This is a genomic window from Variovorax sp. LjRoot175 (assembly GCF_964253805.1).
GTDB lineage: Bacteria > Pseudomonadota > Gammaproteobacteria > Burkholderiales > Burkholderiaceae_C > Variovorax.
Window position 1 is genome coordinate 5,092,539 of the sequence record NZ_CAXURY020000001.1, and the last position, 23,864, is coordinate 5,116,402.

Genomic DNA, 23,864 nt, shown 5'->3' on the forward strand with positions numbered 1-23,864 from the left:
CAAAAATTCTTTGACAGTCTGTCAATCGCCAATGCAATTGTCAAAGCGACGAGCCGGGCCAAGAATGCTGGGTTCACCCGGAGACAAAGACCATGGCCACGACTGACACCCTTCCTGCGTCCGATCCCGTCACCTTCCAGCGCCAGGCCGATGTGCTGGTCGTCACCATCGACAACCCGCCGGTCAACGCCCTGGGCGTGGATGTGCGCCGCGGCTTGGTCGAGGCCATCGACGCCGCCGAGGCCGACGGCGCCGTGGCCGCGGTGCTGGTCGTCGGCGCCGGCCGCAACTTCATCGCCGGCGCCGACATCCGCGAATTCGGCAAGCCACCGCTGCCGCCCTCGTTGCCCGAGGTGTGCAGCCGCATCGAGAACTGCAGCAAGCCGGTGCTGGCCGCGATCCATGGCGCCGCGCTCGGCGGCGGGCTGGAGATCGCACTGTCGGCGCACTACCGCCTGGCCGTGCCTTCCGCCAAGCTGGGCCTGCCGGAGGTGCAGCTCGGGCTGATGCCCGGCTCCGGTGGCACGCAGCGTGCGCCGCGCCTGATCGGCGTGAAAGCCGCACTCGATCTGATGTTGAGCGGCCGCCATGCGGGTGCCAAGGAAGCGTTGGCCCTGGGCCTGGTCGATCGCCTGGGCGAAGGTGCCGACGCGCTGGCCGAAGGCCTGGCCTATGCAAAGGAACTGGTCGCGGCCAAGGCGCCGGTGCGCCGCACGCGCGACGCGAACGCGCTGGCCGAGCTAGAGGCGCAACGCGCCGCACTCGAAGCCGCGCGCGACCACACCGCCAAGAAAAGCCGCAGCCTCTTCTCGCCGATGAAGATCGTCGAGGCCACCGAGGCCGCGCTCACGCTGCCCTTCGACGAAGGCATGGCGCTGGAGCGCAAGCTCTTCCTGCAGTGCATCGAGAGCCCGCAGCGCGCCGGCCTGATCCATGCCTTCTTCGCCGAACGCGAAGTGCTGAAGGCGCCCGAGACCAAGGCCGCCAAGCCGCGGCCCATCGAATCCTGCGGCATCGTCGGCGGCGGCACCATGGGCGCCGGCATCGCGGTCGCGATGCTCGACGCCGGGCTGCCGGTGACCATGATCGAGCGCGACGAGCCCAGCCTCGCGCGCGGCCGGGCCCATGTCGAAAAGGTCTACGACGGCCTGATCCAGAAGGGCCGCATGACGGCCGAGGCCAAGACCGCGGTGATGGCGCGCTTCTCGGGCTCGACGGCCTACGGCGCGCTGGCCAACGTCGACCTCGTGGTCGAAGCCGTGTTCGAGGACATGGCGGTCAAGAAGGCCGTCTTCGCCGAACTCGACCGCGTGTGCAAGAAGGGGGCGGTGCTCGCCACCAACACCTCCTACCTCGACATCGACGAGATCGCGTCCAGCATCTCGCGCCCGGCCGACGTGCTGGGCCTGCATTTCTTCTCGCCGGCCAACATCATGAAGCTGCTGGAGATCGTGGTGCCGGCGAAGGTCAGCGCCGACGTGGTCGCCACCGGCTTCGAGCTCGCGAAGAAGCTGAAGAAGACGCCGGTGCGCGCGGGCGTCTGCGACGGCTTCATCGGCAACCGCATCCTCGCGGTCTATCGCCAGGCGGCCGACCACATGATGGAGGACGGCGCCTCGCCCTACCAGATCGACAAGGCGGTGCGCGACTTCGGCTACCCGATGGGCCCGTTCCAGGTGTCCGACCTGGCCGGCGGCGACATCGGCTGGGCCACGCGCAAGCGCAAGGCCGCCACCCGCGACCCGAAGGCGCGCTACGTGCAGATCGCCGACCGCATCTGCGAGCGCGGCTGGTTCGGCCAGAAGACCGGCCGCGGCTACTACCTCTACCCCGAGGGCGCGCGCACCGGCACGCCGGACCCCGAGGTCGAGGCCATCATCGATGCCGAGCGCCAGCGCGCAGGCGTCGCGCCGCGCAAGTTCAGGGACGAAGAAATCATGCGCCGCTACATGGCCGCGATGGTCAACGAGGGTGCCAACGTCGTGCACCAGCGCATCGCGCTGCGCCCGCTGGACGTCGACGTGACCTTTCTCTACGGCTACGGCTTTCCGCGCCATCGCGGCGGGCCGATGAAGTACGCCGACACGGTGGGCCTCGCCAAGGTGCTGGCCGACATCCGCGAATTCGCCAAGGAAGACCCGCTGTTCTGGCAGCCTTCGCCGCTGCTGGAGGAGCTGGTCGAGCGCGGCGCCGATTTCGCGAGCCTCAATCAATCCGAGTAAGCCGAACCAGGAGACAAACACCATGCGCGAAGCCGTCATCGTTTCCACTGCCCGCACGCCGCTCACCAAGGCGCACCGCGGCGAGTTCAACATCACACCCGGCCCCACGCTGGCCGCCTTCGCGGTGCGCGCCGCGGTGGAACGCTCGGGCCTGGACCCGGCGCTGATCGAGGACGCCATCCTCGGCTGCGGCTACCCCGAGGGCACCACCGGCCGCAACGTCGCGCGCCAGAGCATCGTGCGCGCGGGGCTGCCCATCAGCATCGCCGGCACCACGGTCAACCGCTTCTGCGCCTCGGGCCTGCAGGCCATCGCGATGGCCGCGGGCCGCATCGTCGTCGAGGGCGCGCCGGCCATGATCGCGGGCGGCGTGGAGAGCATCTCGCAGATACGCACCCGCAGCGCCACCGACAGCGGTGACAGCGGCATGGACCCGTGGATCGTCGAGCACAAGCCCGCGCTCTACATGGCGATGATCGAGACCGCCGACATCGTCGCCCAACGCTACGGCATCGGCCGCGAGGCGCAGGACCGCTTCTCGGCCGAGAGCCAGCGCAAGACCGAGGAAGCGCAGCTCGCCGGCCGCTACCGCGAGGAAATCGTGGCCTGCACCACCACCATGGCCGTGACCGACAAGGACACCAAGGAAGTGAGCCATCGCGAGGTGACGATCGACGTCGACACCTGCAACCGCCGCGGCACCACCTACGAGGCGCTGGCCAAGCTGCAGCCGGTGATGGGCGCGGACAAGTTCGTCACCGCCGGCAACGCCTCGCAGCTGTCCGACGGCGCCTCGGCCTGCGTGCTGATGGAGGCCAAGGACGCCGAGCGCGCCAACCTCAAGCCGCTGGGCGCCTTCCGCGGCCTCGCGATCGCGGGCTGCGAGCCCGACGAGATGGGCATCGGCCCGGTGTTCGCGGTGCCGAAACTGCTGGCGCGCAACGGCCTGAAGGTCGACGATATCGATCTCTGGGAACTCAACGAGGCCTTTGCTTCGCAGTCCATCTTCTGCCAGCAGAAGCTGGGCATTCCGGCCGAGCGGCTCAATGTCGACGGCGGCGCGATCTCCATCGGCCACCCCTTCGGCATGACGGGCGCGCGGCTCACGGGCCATGTGCTGATCGAAGGCAAGCGGCGCGGCGCCAAGTACGCCGTGGTCACGATGTGCATCGCGGGCGGCATGGGCGCTGCCGGGCTGTTCGAAATCTACTGAGGAGCAAGGACATGGACCTGAACTTCACCACCGAAGAGCAAGCCTTCCGCGACGAGGTGTGCAGCTTCCTGGCCGAGAAGCTGCCCAAGCGCCTCTCCGACAAGGTCGCGAGCGGCAAGCACCTGGGCAAGGCCGACATGGAGGAATGGCACGCCATCCTCCATGCGCGCGGCTGGCTCGCCAACCACTGGCCCGAGCAGTACGGCGGCCCCGGCTGGACCGCAGTGGAAAAATTCATCTTCGAGAACGAATGCGCGCTGGCCCATGCGCCGCGCATCGTGCCCTTCGGCGTGAACATGCTCGGGCCGGTGCTGATCAAGTACGGCAGCGAGGCACAGAAGCGCCGCTGGCTGCCGCGCATCCTCGATGGCTCCGACTGGTGGTGCCAGGGTTATTCGGAACCCGGCGCGGGCTCCGATCTCGCCTCGGTCAAGACCTCGGCGGTGCGCGGCACCGATGCCCAGGGCGATCACTACATCGTCAACGGCCAGAAGACCTGGACCACGCTGGGCCAGCACGCCAACATGATCTTCTGCCTGGTGCGCACCAACCGCGAGGCCAAGAAGCAGGAAGGCATCAGCTTCCTCCTGATCGACATGAAGACGCCCGGCGTCGAAGTGCGGCCAATCATCACGCTCGACGGCGAGCACGAGGTCAACGAAGTCTTCTTCTCCGACGTGCGCGTGCCGGCCGAGAACCTGGTGGGCGAGGAGAACAAGGGCTGGACCTGCGCCAAGTACCTCTTGACCTACGAGCGCACCAACATCGCGGGCGTGGGCTTCTCGGTGGCTGCGCTGGAGCAGCTCAAGGCCATCGCCGCGAAGCAGACGAAGAACGGCAAGCCGCTCGCCGAAGACCCGGCCTTCGCCGCGCGCATGGCGCGGGTGGAGATCGACCTCGAGAACATGTTGACCACCAACCTGCGCGTGATCGCGGCCGTGGCCGGCGGCGGCGTGCCGGGCGCCGAGAGCTCGATGCTCAAGATCCGCGGCACCGAGATCCGGCAGGAGATCTCGTCGCTGATCCGGCGCGCGATGGGGCCCTACGCGCGGCCCTTCGTCGCCGAGGCGCTCGAAGAGGGCTTCGACGGCGTACCGATCGGCCCGGACTATGCCGCACCCGCAGCGGCCAAGTACTTCAACAACCGCAAGCTGTCGATCTTCGGCGGCTCGAACGAGATTCAGAAAAACATCATCTCCAAGATGATCCTGGGCCTGTGAGGAAACTGCCATGAACTTCGAACACACCGAAGACCGGCGCATGCTCGCCGACAGCCTGAACCGCTTCATCGCCGAGCAGTACGCCTTCGAGACGCGCGACCGGATCGCGAAGTCGGCCCAGGGCTTCAGCACCGAGATCTGGCAGCAGTTCGCCGAGCTCGGCGTGATCGGCGCACTGTTCCGCGAAGAAGACGGCGGCTTCGGCGGCGGCGGCTTCGACCTGGCCGTGGTCTTCGAGGCACTGGGCCGCGGCCTGGTGGTCGAGCCCCTGCTCGGCGCGGTCATGGTCGGCGACGCCATCGCAGCCGCCGGCAGCGAGGCGCAGAAGGAAACGCTGGCCGAGATCATCGGCGGCGGCACCTTCGCGGCGCTCGCGCACGACGAACCCGGCACGCACTACGAACTGGCGCACGTGCAGACCCGCGCCGACCGCAGCGGCGACCGCTGGCTGCTGAACGGCGCCAAGGCCGTGGTGCCGCAGGGCGAGCAGGTGGATCTGTTCCTGGTCTCGGCCCGCAGCTCGGGCGCGCCGGACGACGAGGCCGGCATCTCGCTGTTCCTGGTGCCTGCGAAGACAAAAGGCGTCTACGTGCGCGGCGCCCCGGCCATCGACGGCGGCCGCGTGGCCGAAGTGGTGCTGGACGGCGTGACGCTCCCCGCCGATGCGTTGCTCGGCGCCGAAGGCCAGGGCCACGCCGTGCTGGAACGCGCCGTCGGGCGTGGCGTGCTGGCCCTGTGCGCCGAAAGCCTGGGCGCGATGGAAGCCGCCAAGACGGCGACGCTGGAGTACCTGCGCACGCGCAAGCAGTTCGGCACGCTCATCGGCAGCTTCCAGGCGCTGCAGCACCGCATGGCGGACCTGCTGCTCGAGATCGAGCAGGCCCGCTCGGCCGTGATCAATGCGGCCGCCGCCATCGACGACACCGACCGCGCCACTCGCGAGCGCGCGCTGTCGGCGGCCAAGGCCAGCATCGGCCGCATCGGCGCGCTGGTGGCCGAGGAAAGCATCCAGATGCACGGCGGCATCGGCATGACCTGGGAGCTGCCGCTGGCCCACTATGCCAAGCGCCTCGTGATGATCGACCACCAGCTGGGCGACGAGGACCATCACCTGCAGCGCTTCATCGCCTTCGGCAGGCAGGCAAGATGAGCACCGCGCCCTTCAGCCCGTCGTTCCCCGTCCGCAGCATCGAGGACGTGCGAAGGCTCGAGGAGACGCCGCTTTCCGAGGCGCTGACCGTGCGCAGCACCTACGAGATCTTCCGCAATGCCGCAGCGGCCTTCGGCGACAAGACGGCGCTGACCTTCCTGCGCACGGCCGATCCGGCCGACGAGCCGATCCGCTGGTCCTACGCCGAACTCTTGGCCGGCATCCACCAGACCGCGAACGTGCTGCACGCGCTTGGCGTCGGGCCGGAGGATGCGGTGGCCGTGCTGCTGCCGGGCTGCCTCGAGTACCACCTGGCCCTGTGGGGCGGAGAAGCGGCCGGCATCGTGCAGCCGCTCAACCCGCTGCTCGCCGACGAGAAGCTGGTCTCGCTGATGACCGCCGGCCGCGCCAAGGTGCTGATCGCCTACGGCTCGGACGAGGAATCGGGCATGTGGTCGAAGGCGATGCGCCTGCGCGGCCAGGTGCCCACGCTCACCACCGTGCTGCGCGTGGCGCCGCACGACGAGCCCATGGGCAGCGCCGGCGATCTGCCCGAGGGCGTGGCGGACTTCAACGCGATGTGCGCGCACGTGCCGGCCGACCACCTCGCGAGCGGCCGCGACATCGCGCCTGCCGACATCGCCGCCTACTTCCACACCGGCGGCACCACCGGCGCACCCAAGCTCGCGTGCCACAGCCATGGCGCGCAGGTCTTCACCGCCTGGGCCAGCGTGAAGCTGCAAGGCCTGAAGAGCAGCGACGTCACCATCAACGGCTATCCGCTGTTCCACGTGGCGGGCGTGCTGCCGGCTTCGCTGTCGGCGCTGTCGGCCGGCGTGGAGGTGATCATTCCGACCACGGCGCTGCTGCGCAACAAGCAGGTACTGGCCAACTACTGGCGGCTGGTGGAGAAGTACCGGCCGACCTCGCTGTCGGCCGTGCCCACGGTGCTGGCGGCACTCGCCAACGTGCCGCTGGACGGCGCCGACATTTCCTCCATCCACTACTGCCGCACCGGCGCCGCCGTGCTGGCGCCCGAACTCGCGGCGCGCTTCGAGCGCCTGTTCGGCCTGCACGTGCATGAAAGCCTGGGCATGACCGAGATGGCCGGCATCTCGACCATCACGCCCCCGGGCGTGATCGGGCCGGCAGGCTGCGTGGGTTTCAGGCTTCCGTATTCGCAGCTGCGCATCGTCGCGCTCGACGAGCACGGCAACCCGAGCGATCGCGAACTGCCGGCGGGCGAGCAGGGCATGGTGCTCTTCAAGTCGCCCAACCTGTTCTCGGGCTTCGTCGATCCAGCCGACACGGCCCGTGCCTTCACCGCCGACGGCTGGCTCGCCACCGGCGACCTGGGCTGGCTCGACGGCGAGGAGCGGCTCAACCTGAGTGGCCGCTCCAAGGACCTGATCATCCGCAGCGGCCACAACATCGACCCCAAGACCATCGAGGACGCGCTGGGCGCACACCCGGCGGTGCAACTGTGCGCCGCGGTCGGCGCGCCCGATGCCTACGCGGGCGAGCTGCCGGTGGCCTTCGCCACGCTTGTGCCCGGCATGACGGCCAGCGAAGCCGAACTGCTGGCCTTCACCGCCGCGCGCGTCGACGAAGCGCCGGCCAAGCCGAAGTCGGTGGTCGTGATCGAGCACATGCCGATGACCAACGTCGGCAAGATCTACAAGCCCGAGCTGCGTGCCCTGGCCGCGCGCAAGGTGGCGGAGGCGCTGGTCGGCGAGGCCTGCGCCGCGCTCGGCCTGGCGGCACGGCCCGAGGTGCAGGCCGATGGCGAGAGCGCGCTCAAGGTCGTGATCGATGCGGCCGCGGCCGGGGCGCAGGCCGCGCCGCTGCAGGCGCGGCTTACGGAGGCGCTCGGACGCCTGCCCTTCAAGACGCAGGTCGTCCTGCGATAAGCCCCCCATTCCAAAAAAGCCGTACAGGAGACACACATGAACACCCACTCCCTGAACCGCCGCGCCTGGCTCTGCGCCGCGGCCTCGGCCCTCGCGCTGGGCGCGGGCGGCGTTGCGCACGCCCAGGCCTACCCGAACAAGCCGATCAAGATGGTCGTCCCCTTCGCCGCCGGTGGCGGCACCGACGTGCTGGCGCGCGTGATCGGCGAGAAGCTGGCGGCCGGCCTGGGCCAGCCGGTCGTCATCGACAACAAGCCCGGCGCGGCCGGCATCATCGGCACCGACGCGGTCGCCAAGGCGGCGCCCGACGGCTACACCATCGTGATGTCGCTCTCCAATGCGCTGCTCACCAATCAGTTCCTCTACGAGAAGCTGCCCTACCACCCGGAGCGCGACCTGACGCTGGTCTACCAGGTCGCGATGGGCCCGCTGGTGCTGGTGGTGCATCCCGGCGTGCCGGTCAAGACCGCGCCCGAGCTGCTGAAGTACGTGGCCGCCAACAAGGGCAAGCTGGCCTACGGCTCCTACGGCCTGGGCGCCTACCCGCACCTGGCCGGCGCGCACATGAGCCTCACGCAAGACGCCGACATGAACCACGTGGCCTACAAGGGCGAGGCGCCGATGGTGCAGGACCTGATCGGCGGCCAGATCCAGATGGCCTACGCGAGCGCGCTGCAGGCCAAGCCGCACATCGAGGCCGGCAAGCTCAAGGCCATCGGCGTGACCGGCGAACGCCGCATGAGCACCCTGCCCAACGTGCCCACGCTGGCCGAGCAGGGCCTGAAGGACGAGGCCTATCGCCTGACCGGCTGGCTGGCCGTCGCAGCGCCCGCCGGCACGCCCAAGCCGATCGTGCAGCGGCTCGCCGACGAGATCCGCAAGGCCACGCAGCAGCCGGACGTGCAGCAGAAGGTCGCGGCCATGGGCTTCGAGCTCAAGGACAGCTCGCCCGAGGCTTTTGCCGCCGCCTACAAGGCCGAGCGCCCGGTGTGGGAGCGGCTGATCAAGCAGTCGGGCGCCAAGCTCGAGTGAACGACGAGGACCGGGGCTCAAGGAAAGCCCCGATGGGGCGAACGGTTATGGATCGTTACGATCTGCGCTGGCCGAATTCCGGCCGCTGACCCGTTCCCCCGATGTCCTCTCCCCCTGAGTCCGGCCCTTTGCTGGACGCCGCCAGTCCCCTGCCCCCCGAAATCGAAGCCGCCGACGAGCCCACGCGCGTGCCGCTCGCGATCGAGGACTGGGCCACGGTGATCATCATGGGCCTCTTGGCCTGCATCACCTTCGCCAACGTGCTGGTGCGCTACTTCACCGACTCCTCCTTCGCATGGACCGAGGAGTTCTCGGTCTTCCTCATGATCCTGCTGGCCATGGTCGCGGGCTCGGCCGCCGTCGCGCGCGACCGCCACATCCGCATCGAGTACTTCGCCGAGGGCGGGTCGATGGCCAGGCGTAAGCGGCTCGCGCAGTTCGGCGCGCTGATGGTGGCGCTCTTGTTCTTCCTGATCGCCGCGCTCAGCGTGCGCGTGGTCTGGGACAACTACCGTTTCGAGGAAACCTCGCCCGGCATCGGCGTGCCGCAGTGGTGGTACACGATCTGGCTGCCGATCGTGTGCTCCGCGATCGCGCTGCGCGCGGTAGGCCTGTTCGTCCGGCGCGGCCGCGAGATGCGCGCCGGGGGCTCGGGCGAATGATCCCGACGCTGCTCTTCGTCGCCTTCATCCTGATGATGCTGGTCGGCGTGCCGATCGGCGCGGCGCTCGGCCTCGCGGGCGCGGTCGCCATCGGGCTCGCCAATGCCGACGCGCAGTGGTTCGGCCTGCTCGCCGTGCCGCAGAACTTCTATGCCGGCCTGGGCAAATACCCGCTGCTCGCGATCCCGATGTTCGTGCTGGTGGGCTCGATCTTCGACCGCTCGGGCGTGGCGCTCAGGCTCGTCAATTTCGCGATCGCGATCGTCGGGCGCGGGCCCGGCATGCTGCCGCTGGTGGCGATCGTGGTGGCGATGTTTCTCGGCGGCATCTCGGGCTCGGGCCCGGCCAACGCGGCGGCCGTGGGCGCGGTGATGATCGGCGCGATGTCGCGCGCGGGCTACCCCAATGCGTACTCGGCCAGCGTGGTCGGCGCGGCTGCGGCCACCGACATCCTGATCCCGCCCTCGGTGGCCTTCATCGTCTACTCGGTGCTGGTGCCGGGCGCCTCGGTGCCGGCGCTGTTCGCAGCCGGCATGGTGCCGGGCGTGTTGGCCGGCATCGCGCTGATCGTCCCGGCCGTGTGGCTGGCGCGCAAGCACAAGATGGGCGCGCTCGAATCCACCCTGCCGCGCCCACCTTTCTGGAAGAGCCTGCGCGATGCGGTCTGGGGCCTGGCGGCGCCGGTGCTCATCCTGGGCGGCATGCGCGCCGGCTGGTTCACGCCCACCGAGGCGGCCGTGGTCGCGGTGTTCTACGGGCTCTTCGTCGGCATGGCGATCCACCGCACGATCAAGGTCCGCGACCTGTTCGTGATCCTGCGTGAATCGGGCGAGCTCTCGGCCGTGATCCTGCTGGTGGTGTCGCTCGCGGGCATCTTCGCCTACTCGCTCTCGACGCTGGGCGTGATCGATCCGGTCACGCGCGCGATCGTCAATTCGGGGCTGGGCGAGTACGGCGTGCTGTCGCTGCTGATCCTGCTCTTGATCACAGTCGGCATGTTCCTCGACGGCGTGTCGATCTTTCTGATTTTCGTGCCGCTCTTGTGGCCGATCGTGCAGTACTACAAGTGGGACCCGGTGTGGTTCGGCGTCATCCTCACGCTCAAGGTGGCGCTGGGTCAGTTCACGCCGCCGCTGGCGGTGAACCTGATGGTCTCGTGCCGCATCGCCGGCGTGCGCATGGAAGAGACCGTGCGCTGGGTCGGCTGGATGCTCGTTGCGATGTTCCTCGTGATGGTGGCGGTGATTGCCTGGCCCGAATTGGCGCTGTGGTTGCCCCGAAAGCTAGGTTATTAGATTTTTCCAAAGGAGACTGACCCATGAAATTCCGTCGTTCCCTGCTCGGCCTGATGGCCGTCGCCGCCGCGCTCGGCGGCTTCTCGGCGGCCGCGCCCGCGCAGACCTACAAGCCCGAATACAAGATGTCGCTCGTGGTCGGCACCGCCTTCCCCTGGGGCAAGGGCGGAGAGATCTGGGCCAATCTGGTTCGCGAGCGGACCCAGGGGCGCATCAACATCAAGCTCTATCCCGGCGTCTCGCTGATCCAGGGCGACCAGACGCGCGAGTTCAGCGCGCTACGACAGGGCGTGATCGACATGGCCATCGGCTCGACCATCAATTGGTCGCCGCAGGTCAAGCAGCTCAACCTGTTCTCGCTGCCCTTCCTGATGCCCGACTACGCGGCGGTGGATGCGCTGACTCAGGGCCAGGTGGGCAAGGAGATCTTCGCGACGCTCGAGAAGGCCGGCGTGGTGCCGCTGGCCTGGGGCGAGAACGGCTACCGCGAGATCACGAACTCCAAGCGGCCCATCAAGACGCCGGAAGATCTGAAGGGCCTGAAGATCCGCGTGGTGGGCTCGCCGCTCTTCGTCGACACCTTCACCGCGCTGGGCGCCAATCCCACGCAGATGAGCTGGGCCGACGCGCAGCCCGCCTTCGCCAGCGGCGCGGTCGACGGGCAGGAAAACCCGATGTCGATCTTCACCGCGGCCAAGCTGCACACCGTGGGCCAGAAGAACGTGACGATGTGGGGCTACGTGGCCGATCCGCTGGTCTTCGTGGTCAACAAGGAGATCTGGAATTCGTGGACGCCGGCCGACCAGGCGATCGTGCGCCAGGCGGCGATCGACGCCGGCAAGCAAGAGATCATCATCGCGCGCAAGGGACTCGCCGAGGCCGACCAGCCCTTGCTCAAGGACATCGCCGCGCTCGGCGTGACGGTCACGAAACTGTCGCCGGCCGAGCGCGAGGCCTTCGTGAAGGCGACACGGCCGGTGTATGCGAAGTGGAAGCCGACGATCGGCAACGATCTGGTGGCGAAGGCAGAGCAGGCGATTGCCAGTCGGAAGAAGTAGGGCTCACATGCAATAAAAAAGCCCCGCGATGCGGGGCTTTTTTATTCGTGGGGTGCCGCCGATCCGGCTTCGCCGGTCGGCTGGCACCGCCCCCGGCAGGGGGTTGGCGCGCGCGACACGAAGTGCGCGAAGCCTGGGGGCGAGCCTAATGCGCCAGGATCTTGTTCAGGAAATCCTTGGTACGCGCCTGACGATTTTCCGGATGGCTGAAGAATTCGTCCTTCGAGCAGTCCTCCAGGATCCGCCCGCCGACGTCGATGAAGATCACCCGGTTGGCCACCTTGCGCGCAAAGCCCATCTCGTGCGTGACCACCATCATGGTCATGCCTTCCTTGGCCAGCGCCACCATCACGTCCAGCACTTCGCCGACCATCTCGGGGTCGAGCGCCGAGGTCGGCTCGTCGAACAGCATCACCATCGGGTCCATGCTCAGCGCGCGGGCGATCGCCACGCGCTGCTGCTGGCCGCCGGAGAGCTGGCCAGGGTACTTGTCCTTGTGCGCCATCAGGCCCACGCGGTCGAGCATCTTCAAGCCGCGGGTCTTGGCCTCGTCGGCGCTGCGGCCCAGCACCTTGATCTGCGCGATCGTGAGGTTCTCGGTCACCGAAAGATGCGGGAACAGCTCGAAGTGCTGGAACACCATGCCGACCTTGGAGCGCAGCTTCGGCAGGTTGGTCTTCGGGTCATGCAGCGGGATGCCATTGACCGTGATCTCGCCCTTCTGGAAGGGCTCGAGCGCATTCACCGTCTTGATGAGCGTGGACTTGCCGGAACCCGAGGGCCCGCACACCACCACCACGTCGCCCTTGGCGATGTCGACCGAGCAGTCCTGGAGCACCTGTACCGGGCCATACCACTTGGAAACGTTCTTGATTTCGATCATTTTGTCGGACATCTTTTTTCTCCTTCAGCGGATGATGGCGATTTTCTTGTGCAGGCGTTTGACGAGCCAGGACAAGGCATAACACATGATGAAGTACACGACCGCCGCGAGCAGGTAAGCCTCGATCGGACGGCCGAAGTTCTTGCCCGCGGTCTCGAAGCCCTTGAGCATGTCGTAGGCGCCGATGGCGTAGACCAGCGAGGTGTCCTGGAACAGGATGATGGTCTGCGTGAGCAGCACCGGCAGCATGTTGCGGAAGGCCTGCGGCAGCACCACCAGCTTCATGTTTTGGCCGTAGGTCATGCCCACCGCCTGGCCCGCGTAGACCTGGCCGCGCGGGATCGACTGGATGCCCGCGCGCATGATCTCGCTAAAGTAGGCGGCCTCGAACGCGATGAAGGTGATCACGGCCGAGATCTCGGAGCGGTAGTTGCTGCCCACCGAGCCGAAGGAGGCGTAGAACGAGCCCGGCACCAGCAGGAAGAACCACAGGATCACCATCACCAGCGGAATGCTGCGCATGCCGTTGACGTAGACGGCGGCGGGCGCATCGAGCCACTTCTTGCCCGACAGCCGCATCAACGCCAGGATGGTGCCGAAGATCACGCCGCCGATGGTGGCGACGATGGTCAGCATGATGCTGAAGTAGAAGCCCTTGACGACGAAGTTGCTGATGACGTCCCAGTTGTAGAAGGACAGGTCGAGATTCATCATGTCAGTGTCCCCCGCCGCCGGCGTTGGCCGAGACGATGAAGCCCGGCACGCGGGTCTTCTTCTCGATGTACGCCATCAGCCGGTTGATCGCGAAGGCCGAGATCACATACAGCCCCGTGACGGCCAGGTAGACCTCGATGCCGCGCGAGGTTTCTTCCTGCGCCTGCATCGCGAACATGGTGAGTTCGGCCACCGACACCGCGAAAGCCACCGACGAGTTCTTGAAGATGTTCATCGTCTCGCTCGTGAGCGGCGGAATGATGATGCGGTAGGCCATCGGCAGGATCACGTAGCGGTAGTACTGTGGCGTGGTGAAGCCCACCGCCATGCCCGCGTAGCGCTGGCCCTTGGGCAGCGCCTGGATGCCGGAGCGCACCTGCTCGGCGATCCGCGCCGAGGTGAAGAAGCCCAGCGCGAGCACCACCAGGATGAAGCTGGGCACATCCTTCAAGACCGGAATCATGGCCGGTATGACGTGGTACCAGAGGAAGATCTGCACCAGGAGCGGAATGTTGCGAAAGAGCTCGACCCACGCGTTGCCGAAGCGGATCAGCCAGGGGCTGTCGGGCAAAGTGCGGATGATGCCGATCAGCGAGCCCAGCACGAGCGCGACGATCAATGCCAAGAGGGCCACGGACACGGTCCAGCCCCAGGCCGACAGCATCCATTCCCAGTACGTCGGGTACTTCCCCCCGGGGTCTTGCAAGAAGACCTGCCAATCCCAGTTCGATCCCATCGGGACTCTCCTTCTCTACCTGATTGTTATGTTGGGCGTTAAAACAAACGCCCGCCGGGTACGGCGGGCGTTGCGCGGCGACGGGCGCGGGATTTACTTCTTCGCCGCGTAGTCTTCCATCGGCTTGTCGTTCGGATTCGCCCACGCGTTCTTGGTGGCGTCCGACAAGGCCAGGCCGATCTTGACGTTCGACGGCGGAATCGGCTGCAGGAACCACTTGTCCCAGAGCTTGTTGAGCTCGCCCGACTTGATCTGCGCCTTGATGCTGTCGTCGACCGCCTTCTTGAAGGCCGGGTCGTCCTTGCGGATCATGATCGCGATCGGCTCGACGCTCAGCACTTCGCCGACGATCTTGAAGTCGGCCGGCGTCTTCGCCTTGGCGATGTTGGAGGCGAGGATCGAGCCGTCCATCACGAAGGCATCGGCGCGGCCCGATTCGAGCAGCAGGAAACTGTCGGAATGGTCCTTGCCGTAGAGCTCCTTGAAGTCGACGCCGGTGGCGCGCTCGTTCTTGCGCAGCGTCTGGACCGAGGTGGTGCCGGTGGTGGTGGCGACGGTCTTGCCGTTCAGGTCGGCGATCTTGGTGATGCCCGAGGTGGCCTTGACGGCGATGCGCACTTCCTCGACGTAGGTGGTGACGGCGAAAGCGACGTCCTTCTGGCGCGTGGCATTGTTGGTAGTGGAGCCGCACTCGAGGTCGACGGTGCCGTTCTGCACCAGGGGAATGCGGTTCTGCGAGGTCACGGGCTGGTACTTGGTTTCCAGTTTCTTGCCGACAGCCTTCTCGAGGTCCTTGATGATGTTGGCGCAGATGTCGTAGTGGAAGCCGGTGTACTGGCCGCCGCCCAGCGTGTAGGAAAGTCCGGAAGATTCGCGCACCCCTTCGGTGATGCTGCCGGCGGCCTTGATCTTCGCCAGGGTGTCATTGGCTTGCGCGAAAGCGCCGCCGGCGGCCAACGCCATCACTGCCATTGCCAATACTTGCTTCTTCATTTGGAAAACTCCTGTGTGACTGAGAGAGATACGCCGAAATTCTAGACACTCGCATTCTGCGGGGTACCCGGGCCAACCCGGTGCGCCCTGCACCGATGACGGACACGCCGAGTGTGGCAGGAGTTCCGCACTGGTGCGCCGCATCGCATTCGTCTTGAGCGCATTCGACTAAGCAGCCTTTGTGCCCGAAGGCACGGCTAAAAAAAAGCACGCGCGTGGGCGTGCGTCAAAACCGTGTGCGACAGCAAAACTTGGGGCCAGACTGTAGGGCCGGCATCGCGCGCAGGCAAATGCGCAATGCGGAGATCGGCATGCCGCAGCGTCATAGATTGTGCAGTGCACAAATAACCCGGGCCTCGTTCAAGGCGCCGGCTGGGTCCCGACCAGATAGGCCCAGAGCGCTTCGACCGTGCCCTTGGCCCGCGGGCCGGCGGCCTCGCTCTTGGCGCTGCGCGCACCGGCCTTTGCCGGCGCCGATGCGGCGGGCCGCTCGCGGTAGGCGCGGATCTCCATCGTCGCCTCCAGGCTCTCGATCTCCGGCGGCAAGGCGCTCACCAGCGTGCGGGCACGCACTTCCCTTCGCACCGCGCTCTGCGGCAGGAAGGCGATGCCGTGGCCTTCGAGCGCCATCACCTTGAGACCCTCGGCCATGTCGGTCTCGTAGACGCGATCGAGGTGGATGGCGGTGTCGGATTCCTTGAGCAGCTGGTCGACCACGCGGCCCAGGTAGGCGCCGGGCGCATAGCCCAGGTAAGGCAGCGGCTGGCCGGGCCGGCCCGGCAGGCGGTAGCGCGGCGCGCCGTCGGCATCGGGCTTGACCCAGGGCGCGACCACCTCCTGGCCAAGGCTCACCATCTCGTAGCGGGTGGCGTCCAGCGGCAGCGGCTGCGAGGGATGGTTGTAGGCGATCAGCAGATCGCAGCTGCCTTCGACCAGCCGCAGCACCGCATCGTGCACGTTGAGCGCAATGAGCCGGCTCTTCATCGGCCCGAACTGTTCGCGCAGACTCGTGACCCAGGCCGGAAAGAAGGTGAAGGCCAGCGTGTGCGGCACCGCGAACTCGATCACGTCCTGCGCCGCGGCCGAGTGGCCGCGCAGCATGGCGCGCGTGCTCTGCAGCGCCTGCAGCATCTCGATGGCCTGGCCGTACAAGGTCTGGCCGGCGGGCGTGAGGCGCGTGGGGTAGGAGCTGCGGTCGACCAGGTCGGTGCCGGCCCAGCCTTCGAGCGCCTGGATGCGGCGCGAGAAGGCGGGCTGGGTCACGTGGCGCAATTGGGCCGAGCGGCTGAAGCTGCGGGTCTCGGCAAGGCTGACGAAGTCTTCAAGCCACTTGGTTTCCATGAAGGCTGATTATGTCTTTCCCTAAATAGGCGACACCACGCCGCGCCGCGCGAAGTGCCCTTCGGCATTGGCCATGAAGCGGTTCACCGAGGCCTGCGTCGCCTCGGGCGACCAGCCCGCCATGTGCGGCGTGAGCAGCACGTTGTCGAGGCCGACCAGCGGCTCGGGACGCTTCGGCTCGCTTTCGTAGACATCGAGGCCGGCGCCCGCGATGCGCTTTTCGCGCAGCGCCTTGGCGAGCGCCTCGGTGTCGACCACGCTGCCGCGCGAGATGTTGACCAGGAAGCCCTGAGGCCCGAGCACGTCGAGGATTTCGGCATCGACCATGTGCCGCGTGCCCGGCCCGCCCGGCGTCGCGATCATCAGCACGTCGGCCCAGGCGGCCAGCGCCTTCAGGCTGTCGAAGTAGCGGTGCGCCGCACCCTCGCGCGGCTTGCGGTTGTGGTAGCCGATCTCCATGTCGAAGCCCGCGGCGCGCCTGGCGATCTTCTGGCCGATGGTGCCCAGGCCCAGGATGCCGAGACGCTTGCCCGAGACATTGGGTGGCTGCGGAATCTCTTCGCGCCATATGCCCTCGCGGCATTGCCGGTCGAGCGTGCGGATGCCGCGCACCGCACCGATCAAGAGGCCGAAGGCGTGGTCGGCCACGCAGTCGTCGTTGGTGCCGGCGCCGTTGGCGAGCGCAATGCCGCGCGCACGGGCCGCCTCGAGCGGGAGGCCCTCGTAGCCGGCGCCCATCGCGCAGATGAGCTCGACCTTCGGCATCGCCGCCAGCTCCTGCGGCGTGAGGCCGATCACGCCGATGGTCAGCACGGCGCGGAACTCCGCGCCCTGCGCGGCGATGGCGGCCGCGCGCTCGGCCTTGGTGGGCGCGTAGCTCATGTCGTAGACCGCGGCAATCTGGGCCTGGTGGGCGCTCGAAAGGCTGTTGAGCACCAGCAGGGGAATCTTCTCGGACATTCTCGAATCGCTCCTGGGTCAGTAAAAAGAGTTCAAAGAACGGGCTGGGCCTCGATCTTCTGCAAGGTCCACATCTGCGCGTACTTGCCCTGCTGCGCGAGCAGGGCCGCATGCGTGCCGCGCTCGACGATCACGCCGCCCTCGAGCACGAGGATCTCGTGCGCATCGACCACCGTCGAGAGGCGGTGCGCGATCACCAGCGTGGTCTTGTTCTGCGCCGCGCTCTTGAGCTCGGACTGGATCGCGCGCTCGTTGGCCGAATCGAGCGCCGAGGTGGCCTCGTCGAAGATCACGATCGGCGGGTTCTTCAGCAGCGTGCGCGCGATCGCCACGCGCTGCTTCTCGCCGCCCGAGAGCTTGAGGCCGCGCTCGCCGACGGTGGTTTCGTAGCCCTTGGGCGTGGCGGCGATGAAGTCGTGGATACGCGCCGCGCGGGCGGCCTCCTCGACCTCGACGCGGCTTGCGCCCGGCCGGCCGTAGGCGATGTTGTATTCGACGGTGTCGTTGAAGAGTACGGTGTCCTGCGGCACGATGCCGATGGCCTGCCGCACGCTGGCCTGCGTGACCTGGCGGATGTCTTCGCCGCCGATGCAAATTCGCCCCTGCTGTACGTCGTAGAAGCGGTAGAGGAGTCGAGCCAGCGTCGACTTGCCCGAGCCCGAGGGACCGACCACGGCCACAGTCTTGCCCGCCGGGATCTCGAAGCTCACATGCTTCAAGATCGGCCGCGCGGCTTCGTAGGCGAAGCTCACGTCCTCGAAGCGCACGGTCGAATCGGTGCCGGCCAGGGGCTTCGCGTCGGGCGCATCGCGCACCTCGCGCTCCTTTTCCATCAGCACGAACATCTTGTCGAGGTCGGTCAGGCTCTGCTTGATCTCGCGGTAGATCACGCCCAGGAAGTTGAGCGGGATGTAGAGCTGGATCATGAAGGCGTTGACCATCACCAGGTCGCCCAAGGTCATGCGCCCGTCGACCACGCCGGCCGTCGCGCGCCACAGCATCAGCACGAGGCTGACCGCGATCAGCAGCTGCTGGCCGGTGTTGAGCATGGAGAGCGTGCGCTGGCTCTTGATGGCCGCCTTCCGATAGCGGTCGAGGCTGGCGTCGTAACGTCCGGCCTCGAACTCCTCGTTGTTGAAGTACTTGACGGTCTCGTAGTTCAAGAGCGAATCGACGGCACGGCTCTGCGCCACCGAGTCGAGCTCGTTCATGGTCTTGCGGAACTGCGTGCGCCATTCCGTCACCGTGACGGTGAAGACGATGTAGATCACCAGCGCGACCGCGGTGATCCAGACGAAGAGCGCGTCGAACTTGACGCCCAGGATGGTCAGCACCAGCGTCAGCTCGATGATGGTCGGCACGATGCTGTAGAGCGACATCGAGATCAGCGAATGCACGCCGCGCGTGCCGCGCTCGATGTCGCGCGTCATGCCGCCGGTCTGCCGCTCGAGGTGGAAGCGCAGCGACAGCGCATGCAGGTGGCGGAACACCTCCAGCGAGATGCTGCGCGCCGCGCCCTCGGTCGCCTTGGCGAAGACCAGCTCGCGCAGCTCGCCGAACAGCGAGGTCGAGAAGCGCAGCAATCCGTAGGCCACCAGCAGCGCGATCGGCACCACCAGCAGCGCCTGCGCCATGTCGGGCTTGGGCGTCATGGTGTCGACCAGGTTCTTGAGCAGCACCGGCACGCCGACGTTGGCCACCTTGGCGCCCACCATGAAGGCGAGCGCGGCCATCACGCGCCACTTGTAGCGCCAGAGGTAGGGGAACAGGCGGCGCAGCGTGGCCCAGTCGGAGCGGTCGCCGCGCGCGGGCTGGCCCGCAGAGACGGGGTGGGGAGAGGAAAGGGCTTCGCCGCTGCGGCGCATCGGAGACAATCGTGGCTGTTTGTTGTTCTCAGATTGTGCCCATGTCCGAATCTCCAAGTGCCAATGTGGCCGCCACCCTCAAGAGCCTGCCCGCCGACATGGAGCTGGTGCTCAAGGTGATTCCGCTGCCGGCCGACGTCAACGCCAACGGCGACATCTTCGGCGGCTGGGTCATGGCCCAGTGCGACCTGGCCGGCTCCGTCATCCCGGCCCGCTACGCCAAGGGCCGGATGGCCACCGTCGCGGTCAACGAGTTCATCTTCAAGCAGCCGGTGCGGCTGGGCGACATCCTGTCCTTCTATTCGAAGCTGGTGCGCATCGGTCGCACCTCGGTCACCGTCACGGTCGAGGTGTTCGCCGAGCGCTTCAAGGCGCAGGGCGAGTACATCAAGGTGACCGAGGCCACCTTCACTTACGTCGCGATCGACGACAACGGGCGGCCCAGGGCGATCGTCAAGGACTGATCGGCAACGCTACGAGGTGGTCACGGATTGTGACCACCTCACAGACACGACAGCGCACCAGAGGTCGCCTGACCTCAGATCTTCGAGAAATCCGGCCGCCGCTTTTCCATGAAGGCCGTGAAGGCCTCTCGCGCCGCCGGCTCGCGCAGCATGCGGCCGAAGCTCTGGCCTTCTTCGCCCATGCGTTCGAGCACGGCCGACTGCTGCGACTTCTTCATCAGGCGCTTGGTTTCGATCAGCGCCGTGAGCGGCTTGGCCGCCAGCTTGCGCGCCTGCGCCTGGGCGATGGCGTTGGCCTCGGTGGGCGGCACCACGCGGTTGACCAGGCCGACTTCGAGCGCCGCCTCGGCCATGAAGGGCTCGCCCAGGAGCAGCGCCTCGGCCGCGCGGTGGTAGCCCAGCATCTGCGGCACCAGCAGGCTGGAGGCCGCCTCGGGGCACAGGCCCAGGTTGACGAAGGGCATCGAGAAGGCCGCGTTGTCGCCCGCGTAGACCAGGTCGCAATGGAACAGCATCGTGGTGCCGATGCCCACTGCCGGACCGCAGACCGCGGCCACGATCGGCTTCGGGAAGGTTGCGATGCCGTGCAGGAAGCGAAACACGGGCGAATCCGGCGTCGAGGGCGGGGCGTCCAGGAAATCGCCGATGTCATTGCCGGCGCTGAAGATGGTGGCGTCGCCCTGGATCAGCACGGCGCGCACCGCGCCGTCTTGCTCAGCCTTGACCAGCGCATCGGCGAGCTCGGCGTACATCGCGCGGGTGATGGAGTTCTTCTTGTCGAGACGGTTGAAGGTGAGGGTCATCACACCGGCTTCGGTGTGGACGAGGATGTCGCTCATGGGAGTTCCTTGCTGCAAAGAAGTAAGTATCAATAGTTCCACCGCGCTGCGCACGACCCGCAGCGCAGGAAACCGTCGCGGTCGATTCGGGGAACACCGCGGAACCGGCTCTGCCGGGCCGCTGGTGTTGCCCCCGGCGAGGGGGTTGGCGTAGCGACACGAAGTGCGCGAAGCCTGGGGGTGTGCTTCATACCAGCGCCTCGCGTACGAAATCGAGCCGGTCCTGGCCCCAGAACATCTGGTCGCCGACGAACATGGTGGGGGCACCGAAGACGCCGCGCGCCACCGCCTCCTGCGTCGCGGCCTTGAGGCGGTCCTTGACCTCCTGTGCATTGGCCAGCGCGATCATCGATGCCGGGTCGAAGCCGGCCTCGGCCAGGGCGGCAGCGAGCGTGGCCGGGTCGTTGAGATTGCGCGGCTCGACCCACATCGCGTGGTACACGGCATCGACGTACGCGCGAAAGCGCTCCGGCTCGCGCATCTGCATGCCGGTGGCGCCGCGCATCAGCAGCAGCGTGTTGATCGGAAAATAAGGGTTCTGCTGCAGCGGCACGCCGTAGCGCCGAGCGAAACGTGCCAGGTCCTCGAACACGTAGGGGCCCTTGGCCGGAATGGCGGCCGGCGACTGGTTGCCGGTGGCCTGGAACACGCCGCCCAGCAGCATCGGCTTCCACACCAGTTCGGCGCCGGTGTCGGCGCACAGGTGCGGCAGCTGGGTGGCGGCCAGGTAGGAGGCGGGGCTGCCGAAGTCGAAATAGAACTCGACCGATCGCGTGGTCGTCATGCCGGTCTCCTCAGAACTTCTCGGACCATGGCCGCAGGTCGAGCTCGTGGGTCCAGGCATCGCGCGGCTGCGCGTGCAGCATCCAGTAGGCATCGGCGATGTGCTCGGGGTTGAGGATGCCGTCTTCCGCCTTCAACGCATAGCGCTCGGGGAAATTGCTGCGGATGAACTCGGTGTCGATGGCGCCGTCGATCACCGTGTGCGCCACGTGGATGCCGCGCGGCCCGAGCTCGCGCGCCATGCTCTGGGCCAGTGCGCGCAGCGCCATCTTGGCACCGGAGAAGGCACCGAAGTTCGCGCTGCCGCGCAGCGAGGCCGTGGCGCCGGTGAAGAGGATGGTGCCGCGCCCACGCGCCACCATGCGCTTGGCGACTTCGCGCCCGTTCAGGAAGCCGGAGAAGCAGGCCATCTCCCAGACCTTGAAGTACTTGCGCGCGGTCTCGGTCAGGATGCTCTCGGGCACGTTGGCGCCGATGTTGAACACCAGCACCTCGATCGGCCCGATGCTCGACTCGATCTGCTCGACCAGTGCGACGACTTCCTCTTCCTTGCGCGCATCGCTGGCAAAGGCGTGCACGGTGCCGCCTTCGGCTTCGATCTGCGCGACCAGCGGCTGCAGCTTGTCGAGGCTGCGGCGCGTGACGCAGGCTGCATAGCCCGCGCGCGCGAAGCGGCGGGCGATCGCGCCGCCGGTGGCATCGCCGGCGCCGACGATCAAGGCTGCTCTGTTGGCCGTCATTCAGTCATTCCTTGAAGTAGACGATCTGATTGCTGGTGGCGAGCAGCGCGCCCGCTTCGCTCCACAGCTGCGCCGACTGGTCGAAATAGCCGTTCTGGAACTGTTGCCCCGTCGCGCGGCCCAGCAGGTAGCCGTGGCCTACCTCCGCCAGGTGCCTCGCGTCGGCATGGAAGTAGGTCGTGATCGACACCGTGCCGATCGGCACCGGCTTGGCGCGGCGCAGCCAGACGCGCGGGTAGAAGGTGTCGCTCAAGGCTGCGAGCGAGGCGAAGTCGAGCGGACGCGGCTCTGCATCCCGCAGCCACATGCGCGTTTCGCTGTGATCGCCGCTGCCGTCCCACTTGGCTGGAATCGCGCCGCTGATCGGACGCATTTCGTACTGCGAGATCCAGGCCACGCGCGCGGGGCCGATGCTCAGGCGCTCGACCTCTTCGGGCGACGGCACCTCGGGCATCGGCAGATCGTTGGCGCCCCAGGTCTCGCGGCGCAGTGCCGTGACCGCGGTCGCGGTGGTCGTGACATGCGGCTGGCCGTCGGCGCCGGCCTGCGACATCTGCATGGTCCAGTGCTGCGTCGAGCGGTTGGTGCGCACCGGTATCGCCAGCACCTCGAAAGCGCCTGCCTCCAGCGCCGCGGCGTAGTTCACCGTGAGCGCCACCGGCGCGCCCAGCAGTTCGGGATGCTTCAGCACCGACTGCAGCATCACCGCCGCGGTCGTGCCGCCGAAGGGCCCGACCATGTTCCAGTAGTCCGGGCTCGTGGCACCGGTGAAAAGCCCGGCGCGGATGTCGCTGTGCGCGAGCGCGAGGGCCTTGTCCAGAGGATGTGTGCTCATGATCGTCGCAGTGTGCCTCCGTGACCTTGGCTTATGCAGTCGTGTGCGGGACGCCCGATGGCGCTGTAGAAGTCAGCGCCGCGAGCCGGTGCAGGCTGTCGGCCAGGCGCGGCCACAGGCTCAGGCTGAACTGCTCGCGGAAGAAGCCGAAATGCCCGATGTGGCGGGCTTGCACGTCGGCCGGCGCGATGCGCTGCATCGCGCGCGGCGCGCCAGCGTAGAAGCTCAGCAGGCTCTCGGTGCCTTCGAGCGTCATGAGTTCATCGTCGGTCATCGACAGGGCCAGCACCGGGAAGCGCACGCGCTCGTAGCTGCGGGCGGCCGCAGCGCCTTCGGCGCCGACGCTGTAGCGCGGGTTCAGGCACCAGCGCCGCCACTGCAGGATCACGCCGCGCGGCAGGTCGCCCACCTTCTTGAGCTTGCGACCCGGAAAGTAGCCCCAGAGCCGCGTCGCCAGCGGCACCAGGAAGAACCAGAAGTAGAGGATGCTGCGCTTGAGACGCGGCGCGTTCTCGCGCCAGTAGCCGCTGCCCGCCGCGATGCTGATGAGGCCGTCGACCTGCTGCGGCCGCTCGAGAAAACCCGGCAGCTGCGCGCCCAGGCTGTGGCCCAGCAGGTAGAGCGGCCGGTCGGAGCGCGCGGCCTTGGCGGCGTCGATCACGGCCTCGTAGTCGCGCGCCCAATCGAACAGGTCGGCCTCGAAACCGCGCAACGAGCCGCCGGCCGTCGCCGGCCGCGAATCGCCCGAGCCGCGGTAGTCGAAGGTCCAGACGCTGAGGCCCTCCTGCGTCAGCCAGCGGGCAAAAGGTTCATAGAAGGCCTGGCGCACGCCCATCGCGCCGCCGATCACGACGCTGGCGCGCTGCGGGCCGATGGGCTCGTAGATCCGCAGCGCGAGCTGCGTGCCGTCGTCAAGCTGCAATGTCTCTTGTCTCACGCTTGTCTCCTT

At 67.4% G+C, this 23,864-nt stretch carries 22 protein-coding genes; 10 read left to right on the forward strand and 12 right to left on the reverse strand.

Features of this window, described 5'->3' with window-relative positions:
• The first annotated feature begins 92 nt into the window (after nt 1-92).
• The 9 genes from ACSQ89_RS25265 to ACSQ89_RS25305 all read left to right on the forward strand — a co-directional run bounded on the left by ACSQ89_RS25265 (nt 93) and on the right by ACSQ89_RS25305 (nt 11,762).
• Nucleotides 93-2,222 carry a 3-hydroxyacyl-CoA dehydrogenase NAD-binding domain-containing protein gene (locus ACSQ89_RS25265; protein ID WP_436293679.1) on the forward strand — a complete coding sequence of 710 codons (2,130 nt, stop codon included), beginning with the start codon at nt 93-95 and terminating at the stop codon, nt 2,220-2,222.
• 22 nt (nt 2,223-2,244) lie between these two features.
• Nucleotides 2,245-3,435 carry an acetyl-CoA C-acyltransferase gene (locus tag ACSQ89_RS25270; protein WP_436293680.1) on the forward strand — a complete coding sequence of 397 codons (1,191 nt, stop codon included), beginning with the start codon at nt 2,245-2,247 and terminating at the stop codon, nt 3,433-3,435.
• Between the two features lie 11 nt (nt 3,436-3,446).
• The gene (locus ACSQ89_RS25275; protein WP_093103910.1) at nt 3,447-4,655 is read left to right on the forward strand and encodes an acyl-CoA dehydrogenase family protein; all 1,209 of its coding nucleotides are present in this window, start codon (nt 3,447-3,449) and stop codon (nt 4,653-4,655) included.
• 10 nt (nt 4,656-4,665) lie between these two features.
• Nucleotides 4,666-5,805 (forward strand): acyl-CoA dehydrogenase family protein, encoded by a 1,140-nt coding sequence (locus ACSQ89_RS25280; RefSeq protein ID WP_436293681.1) that lies wholly within the window; start codon nt 4,666-4,668, stop codon nt 5,803-5,805.
• Complete coding sequence (locus tag ACSQ89_RS25285) at nt 5,802-7,715, forward strand: acyl-CoA synthetase (RefSeq protein ID WP_436293682.1); 1,914 nt, start codon at nt 5,802-5,804, stop codon at nt 7,713-7,715. The genes ACSQ89_RS25280 and ACSQ89_RS25285 overlap by 4 nt, the downstream gene beginning before the upstream one ends.
• Nucleotides 7,716-7,751: 36 nt before the next feature.
• A complete protein-coding gene (locus ACSQ89_RS25290) occupies nt 7,752-8,747 on the forward strand; it encodes a Bug family tripartite tricarboxylate transporter substrate binding protein (protein WP_093103906.1) in 996 nt (331 codons plus the stop codon).
• Nucleotides 8,748-8,848: 101 nt separating this feature from the next.
• Nucleotides 8,849-9,409, forward strand: a complete 561-nt coding sequence (locus ACSQ89_RS25295; RefSeq protein ID WP_436293683.1) for a TRAP transporter small permease — start codon at nt 8,849-8,851, stop codon at nt 9,407-9,409.
• A complete protein-coding gene (locus ACSQ89_RS25300) occupies nt 9,406-10,704 on the forward strand; it encodes a TRAP transporter large permease (protein WP_093103903.1) in 1,299 nt (432 codons plus the stop codon). The genes ACSQ89_RS25295 and ACSQ89_RS25300 overlap by 4 nt, the downstream gene beginning before the upstream one ends.
• Before the next feature lie 23 nt (nt 10,705-10,727).
• Nucleotides 10,728-11,762 carry a DctP family TRAP transporter solute-binding subunit gene (locus ACSQ89_RS25305; protein ID WP_436293684.1) on the forward strand — a complete coding sequence of 345 codons (1,035 nt, stop codon included), beginning with the start codon at nt 10,728-10,730 and terminating at the stop codon, nt 11,760-11,762.
• A 145-nt stretch (nt 11,763-11,907) separates the two neighbouring features.
• On the opposite strand, the gene ACSQ89_RS25310 is transcribed toward ACSQ89_RS25305, so the two are convergent.
• The 7 genes from ACSQ89_RS25310 to ACSQ89_RS25340 form a co-directional block, all read right to left on the reverse strand.
• Nucleotides 11,908-12,645 carry an amino acid ABC transporter ATP-binding protein gene (locus tag ACSQ89_RS25310; RefSeq protein WP_436293717.1) on the reverse strand — a complete coding sequence of 246 codons (738 nt, stop codon included), beginning with the start codon at nt 12,643-12,645 and terminating at the stop codon, nt 11,908-11,910.
• Nucleotides 12,646-12,669: 24 nt separating this feature from the next.
• Nucleotides 12,670-13,359, reverse strand: a complete 690-nt coding sequence (locus ACSQ89_RS25315) for an amino acid ABC transporter permease (RefSeq protein WP_436293685.1) — start codon at nt 13,357-13,359, stop codon at nt 12,670-12,672.
• A gap of 1 nt (nt 13,360) precedes the next feature.
• The gene (locus ACSQ89_RS25320; protein WP_436293686.1) at nt 13,361-14,095 is read right to left on the reverse strand and encodes an amino acid ABC transporter permease; all 735 of its coding nucleotides are present in this window, start codon (nt 14,093-14,095) and stop codon (nt 13,361-13,363) included.
• A gap of 93 nt (nt 14,096-14,188) precedes the next feature.
• Nucleotides 14,189-15,088 (reverse strand): amino acid ABC transporter substrate-binding protein, encoded by a 900-nt coding sequence (locus ACSQ89_RS25325; protein ID WP_093103896.1) that lies wholly within the window; start codon nt 15,086-15,088, stop codon nt 14,189-14,191.
• A 360-nt stretch (nt 15,089-15,448) separates the two neighbouring features.
• The gene (locus ACSQ89_RS25330) at nt 15,449-16,429 is read right to left on the reverse strand and encodes a LysR substrate-binding domain-containing protein (protein ID WP_093103894.1); all 981 of its coding nucleotides are present in this window, start codon (nt 16,427-16,429) and stop codon (nt 15,449-15,451) included.
• A 21-nt stretch (nt 16,430-16,450) separates the two neighbouring features.
• Entirely contained in the window at nt 16,451-17,389 is a 939-nt protein-coding gene (locus ACSQ89_RS25335; protein WP_093103892.1) for a 2-hydroxyacid dehydrogenase, read from the reverse strand.
• A 32-nt stretch (nt 17,390-17,421) separates the two neighbouring features.
• Nucleotides 17,422-19,254, reverse strand: a complete 1,833-nt coding sequence (locus tag ACSQ89_RS25340) for an ABCB family ABC transporter ATP-binding protein/permease (RefSeq protein ID WP_093103891.1) — start codon at nt 19,252-19,254, stop codon at nt 17,422-17,424.
• A gap of 41 nt (nt 19,255-19,295) precedes the next feature.
• Here ACSQ89_RS25340 and ACSQ89_RS25345 point away from each other — a divergent pair, with 41 nt between their 5' ends.
• Nucleotides 19,296-19,718, forward strand: coding sequence for an acyl-CoA thioesterase (locus ACSQ89_RS25345; RefSeq protein WP_093103889.1), 423 nt, complete (start codon nt 19,296-19,298; stop codon nt 19,716-19,718).
• A 74-nt stretch (nt 19,719-19,792) separates the two neighbouring features.
• Here the strand turns inward: ACSQ89_RS25345 and ACSQ89_RS25350 are convergent, their stop codons facing one another.
• The 5 genes from ACSQ89_RS25350 to ACSQ89_RS25370 form a co-directional block, all read right to left on the reverse strand.
• Nucleotides 19,793-20,557, reverse strand: a complete 765-nt coding sequence (locus ACSQ89_RS25350; protein ID WP_093103887.1) for an enoyl-CoA hydratase — start codon at nt 20,555-20,557, stop codon at nt 19,793-19,795.
• Between the two features lie 187 nt (nt 20,558-20,744).
• Nucleotides 20,745-21,341 carry a 2-hydroxychromene-2-carboxylate isomerase gene (locus ACSQ89_RS25355; RefSeq protein ID WP_436293687.1) on the reverse strand — a complete coding sequence of 199 codons (597 nt, stop codon included), beginning with the start codon at nt 21,339-21,341 and terminating at the stop codon, nt 20,745-20,747.
• Nucleotides 21,342-21,351: 10 nt separating this feature from the next.
• On the reverse strand, nt 21,352-22,080 hold the full coding sequence (locus tag ACSQ89_RS25360; RefSeq protein WP_436293688.1) for an SDR family oxidoreductase: 729 nt from the start codon (nt 22,078-22,080) through the stop codon (nt 21,352-21,354).
• A gap of 4 nt (nt 22,081-22,084) precedes the next feature.
• Nucleotides 22,085-22,915, reverse strand: coding sequence for an acyl-CoA thioesterase (locus tag ACSQ89_RS25365; protein WP_170855526.1), 831 nt, complete (start codon nt 22,913-22,915; stop codon nt 22,085-22,087).
• A gap of 31 nt (nt 22,916-22,946) precedes the next feature.
• Nucleotides 22,947-23,852, reverse strand: a complete 906-nt coding sequence (locus ACSQ89_RS25370; protein WP_436293689.1) for an alpha/beta hydrolase family protein — start codon at nt 23,850-23,852, stop codon at nt 22,947-22,949.
• Nucleotides 23,853-23,864 lie beyond the last annotated feature (12 nt).

Bases quoted from the DNA above. Each gene is read 5' to 3' on its own strand.
- ACSQ89_RS25300 (WP_093103903.1), top strand. From the start codon at position 9,406: ATGATCCCGACGCTGCTCTTCGTCGCCTTCATCCTGATGATGCTGGTC.
- ACSQ89_RS25305 (WP_436293684.1), top strand. From the start codon at position 10,728: ATGAAATTCCGTCGTTCCCTGCTCGGCCTGATGGCCGTCGCCGCCGCG.
- ACSQ89_RS25270 (WP_436293680.1), top strand. From the start codon at position 2,245: ATGCGCGAAGCCGTCATCGTTTCCACTGCCCGCACGCCGCTCACCAAG.
- ACSQ89_RS25335 (WP_093103892.1), bottom strand. From the start codon at position 17,389: ATGTCCGAGAAGATTCCCCTGCTGGTGCTCAACAGCCTTTCGAGCGCC.
- ACSQ89_RS25265 (WP_436293679.1), top strand. From the start codon at position 93: ATGGCCACGACTGACACCCTTCCTGCGTCCGATCCCGTCACCTTCCAG.
- ACSQ89_RS25355 (WP_436293687.1), bottom strand. From the start codon at position 21,341: ATGACGACCACGCGATCGGTCGAGTTCTATTTCGACTTCGGCAGCCCC.
- ACSQ89_RS25345 (WP_093103889.1), top strand. From the start codon at position 19,296: ATGTCCGAATCTCCAAGTGCCAATGTGGCCGCCACCCTCAAGAGCCTG.
- ACSQ89_RS25290 (WP_093103906.1), top strand. From the start codon at position 7,752: ATGAACACCCACTCCCTGAACCGCCGCGCCTGGCTCTGCGCCGCGGCC.
- ACSQ89_RS25340 (WP_093103891.1), bottom strand. From the start codon at position 19,254: ATGCGCCGCAGCGGCGAAGCCCTTTCCTCTCCCCACCCCGTCTCTGCG.
- ACSQ89_RS25350 (WP_093103887.1), bottom strand. From the start codon at position 20,557: ATGAGCGACATCCTCGTCCACACCGAAGCCGGTGTGATGACCCTCACC.
- ACSQ89_RS25310 (WP_436293717.1), bottom strand. From the start codon at position 12,645: ATGATCGAAATCAAGAACGTTTCCAAGTGGTATGGCCCGGTACAGGTG.
- ACSQ89_RS25285 (WP_436293682.1), top strand. From the start codon at position 5,802: ATGAGCACCGCGCCCTTCAGCCCGTCGTTCCCCGTCCGCAGCATCGAG.
- ACSQ89_RS25315 (WP_436293685.1), bottom strand. From the start codon at position 13,359: ATGATGAATCTCGACCTGTCCTTCTACAACTGGGACGTCATCAGCAAC.
- ACSQ89_RS25330 (WP_093103894.1), bottom strand. From the start codon at position 16,429: ATGGAAACCAAGTGGCTTGAAGACTTCGTCAGCCTTGCCGAGACCCGC.
- ACSQ89_RS25360 (WP_436293688.1), bottom strand. From the start codon at position 22,080: ATGACGGCCAACAGAGCAGCCTTGATCGTCGGCGCCGGCGATGCCACC.
- ACSQ89_RS25295 (WP_436293683.1), top strand. From the start codon at position 8,849: ATGTCCTCTCCCCCTGAGTCCGGCCCTTTGCTGGACGCCGCCAGTCCC.
- ACSQ89_RS25320 (WP_436293686.1), bottom strand. From the start codon at position 14,095: ATGGGATCGAACTGGGATTGGCAGGTCTTCTTGCAAGACCCCGGGGGG.
- ACSQ89_RS25325 (WP_093103896.1), bottom strand. From the start codon at position 15,088: ATGAAGAAGCAAGTATTGGCAATGGCAGTGATGGCGTTGGCCGCCGGC.
- ACSQ89_RS25275 (WP_093103910.1), top strand. From the start codon at position 3,447: ATGGACCTGAACTTCACCACCGAAGAGCAAGCCTTCCGCGACGAGGTG.
- ACSQ89_RS25280 (WP_436293681.1), top strand. From the start codon at position 4,666: ATGAACTTCGAACACACCGAAGACCGGCGCATGCTCGCCGACAGCCTG.
- ACSQ89_RS25365 (WP_170855526.1), bottom strand. From the start codon at position 22,915: ATGAGCACACATCCTCTGGACAAGGCCCTCGCGCTCGCGCACAGCGAC.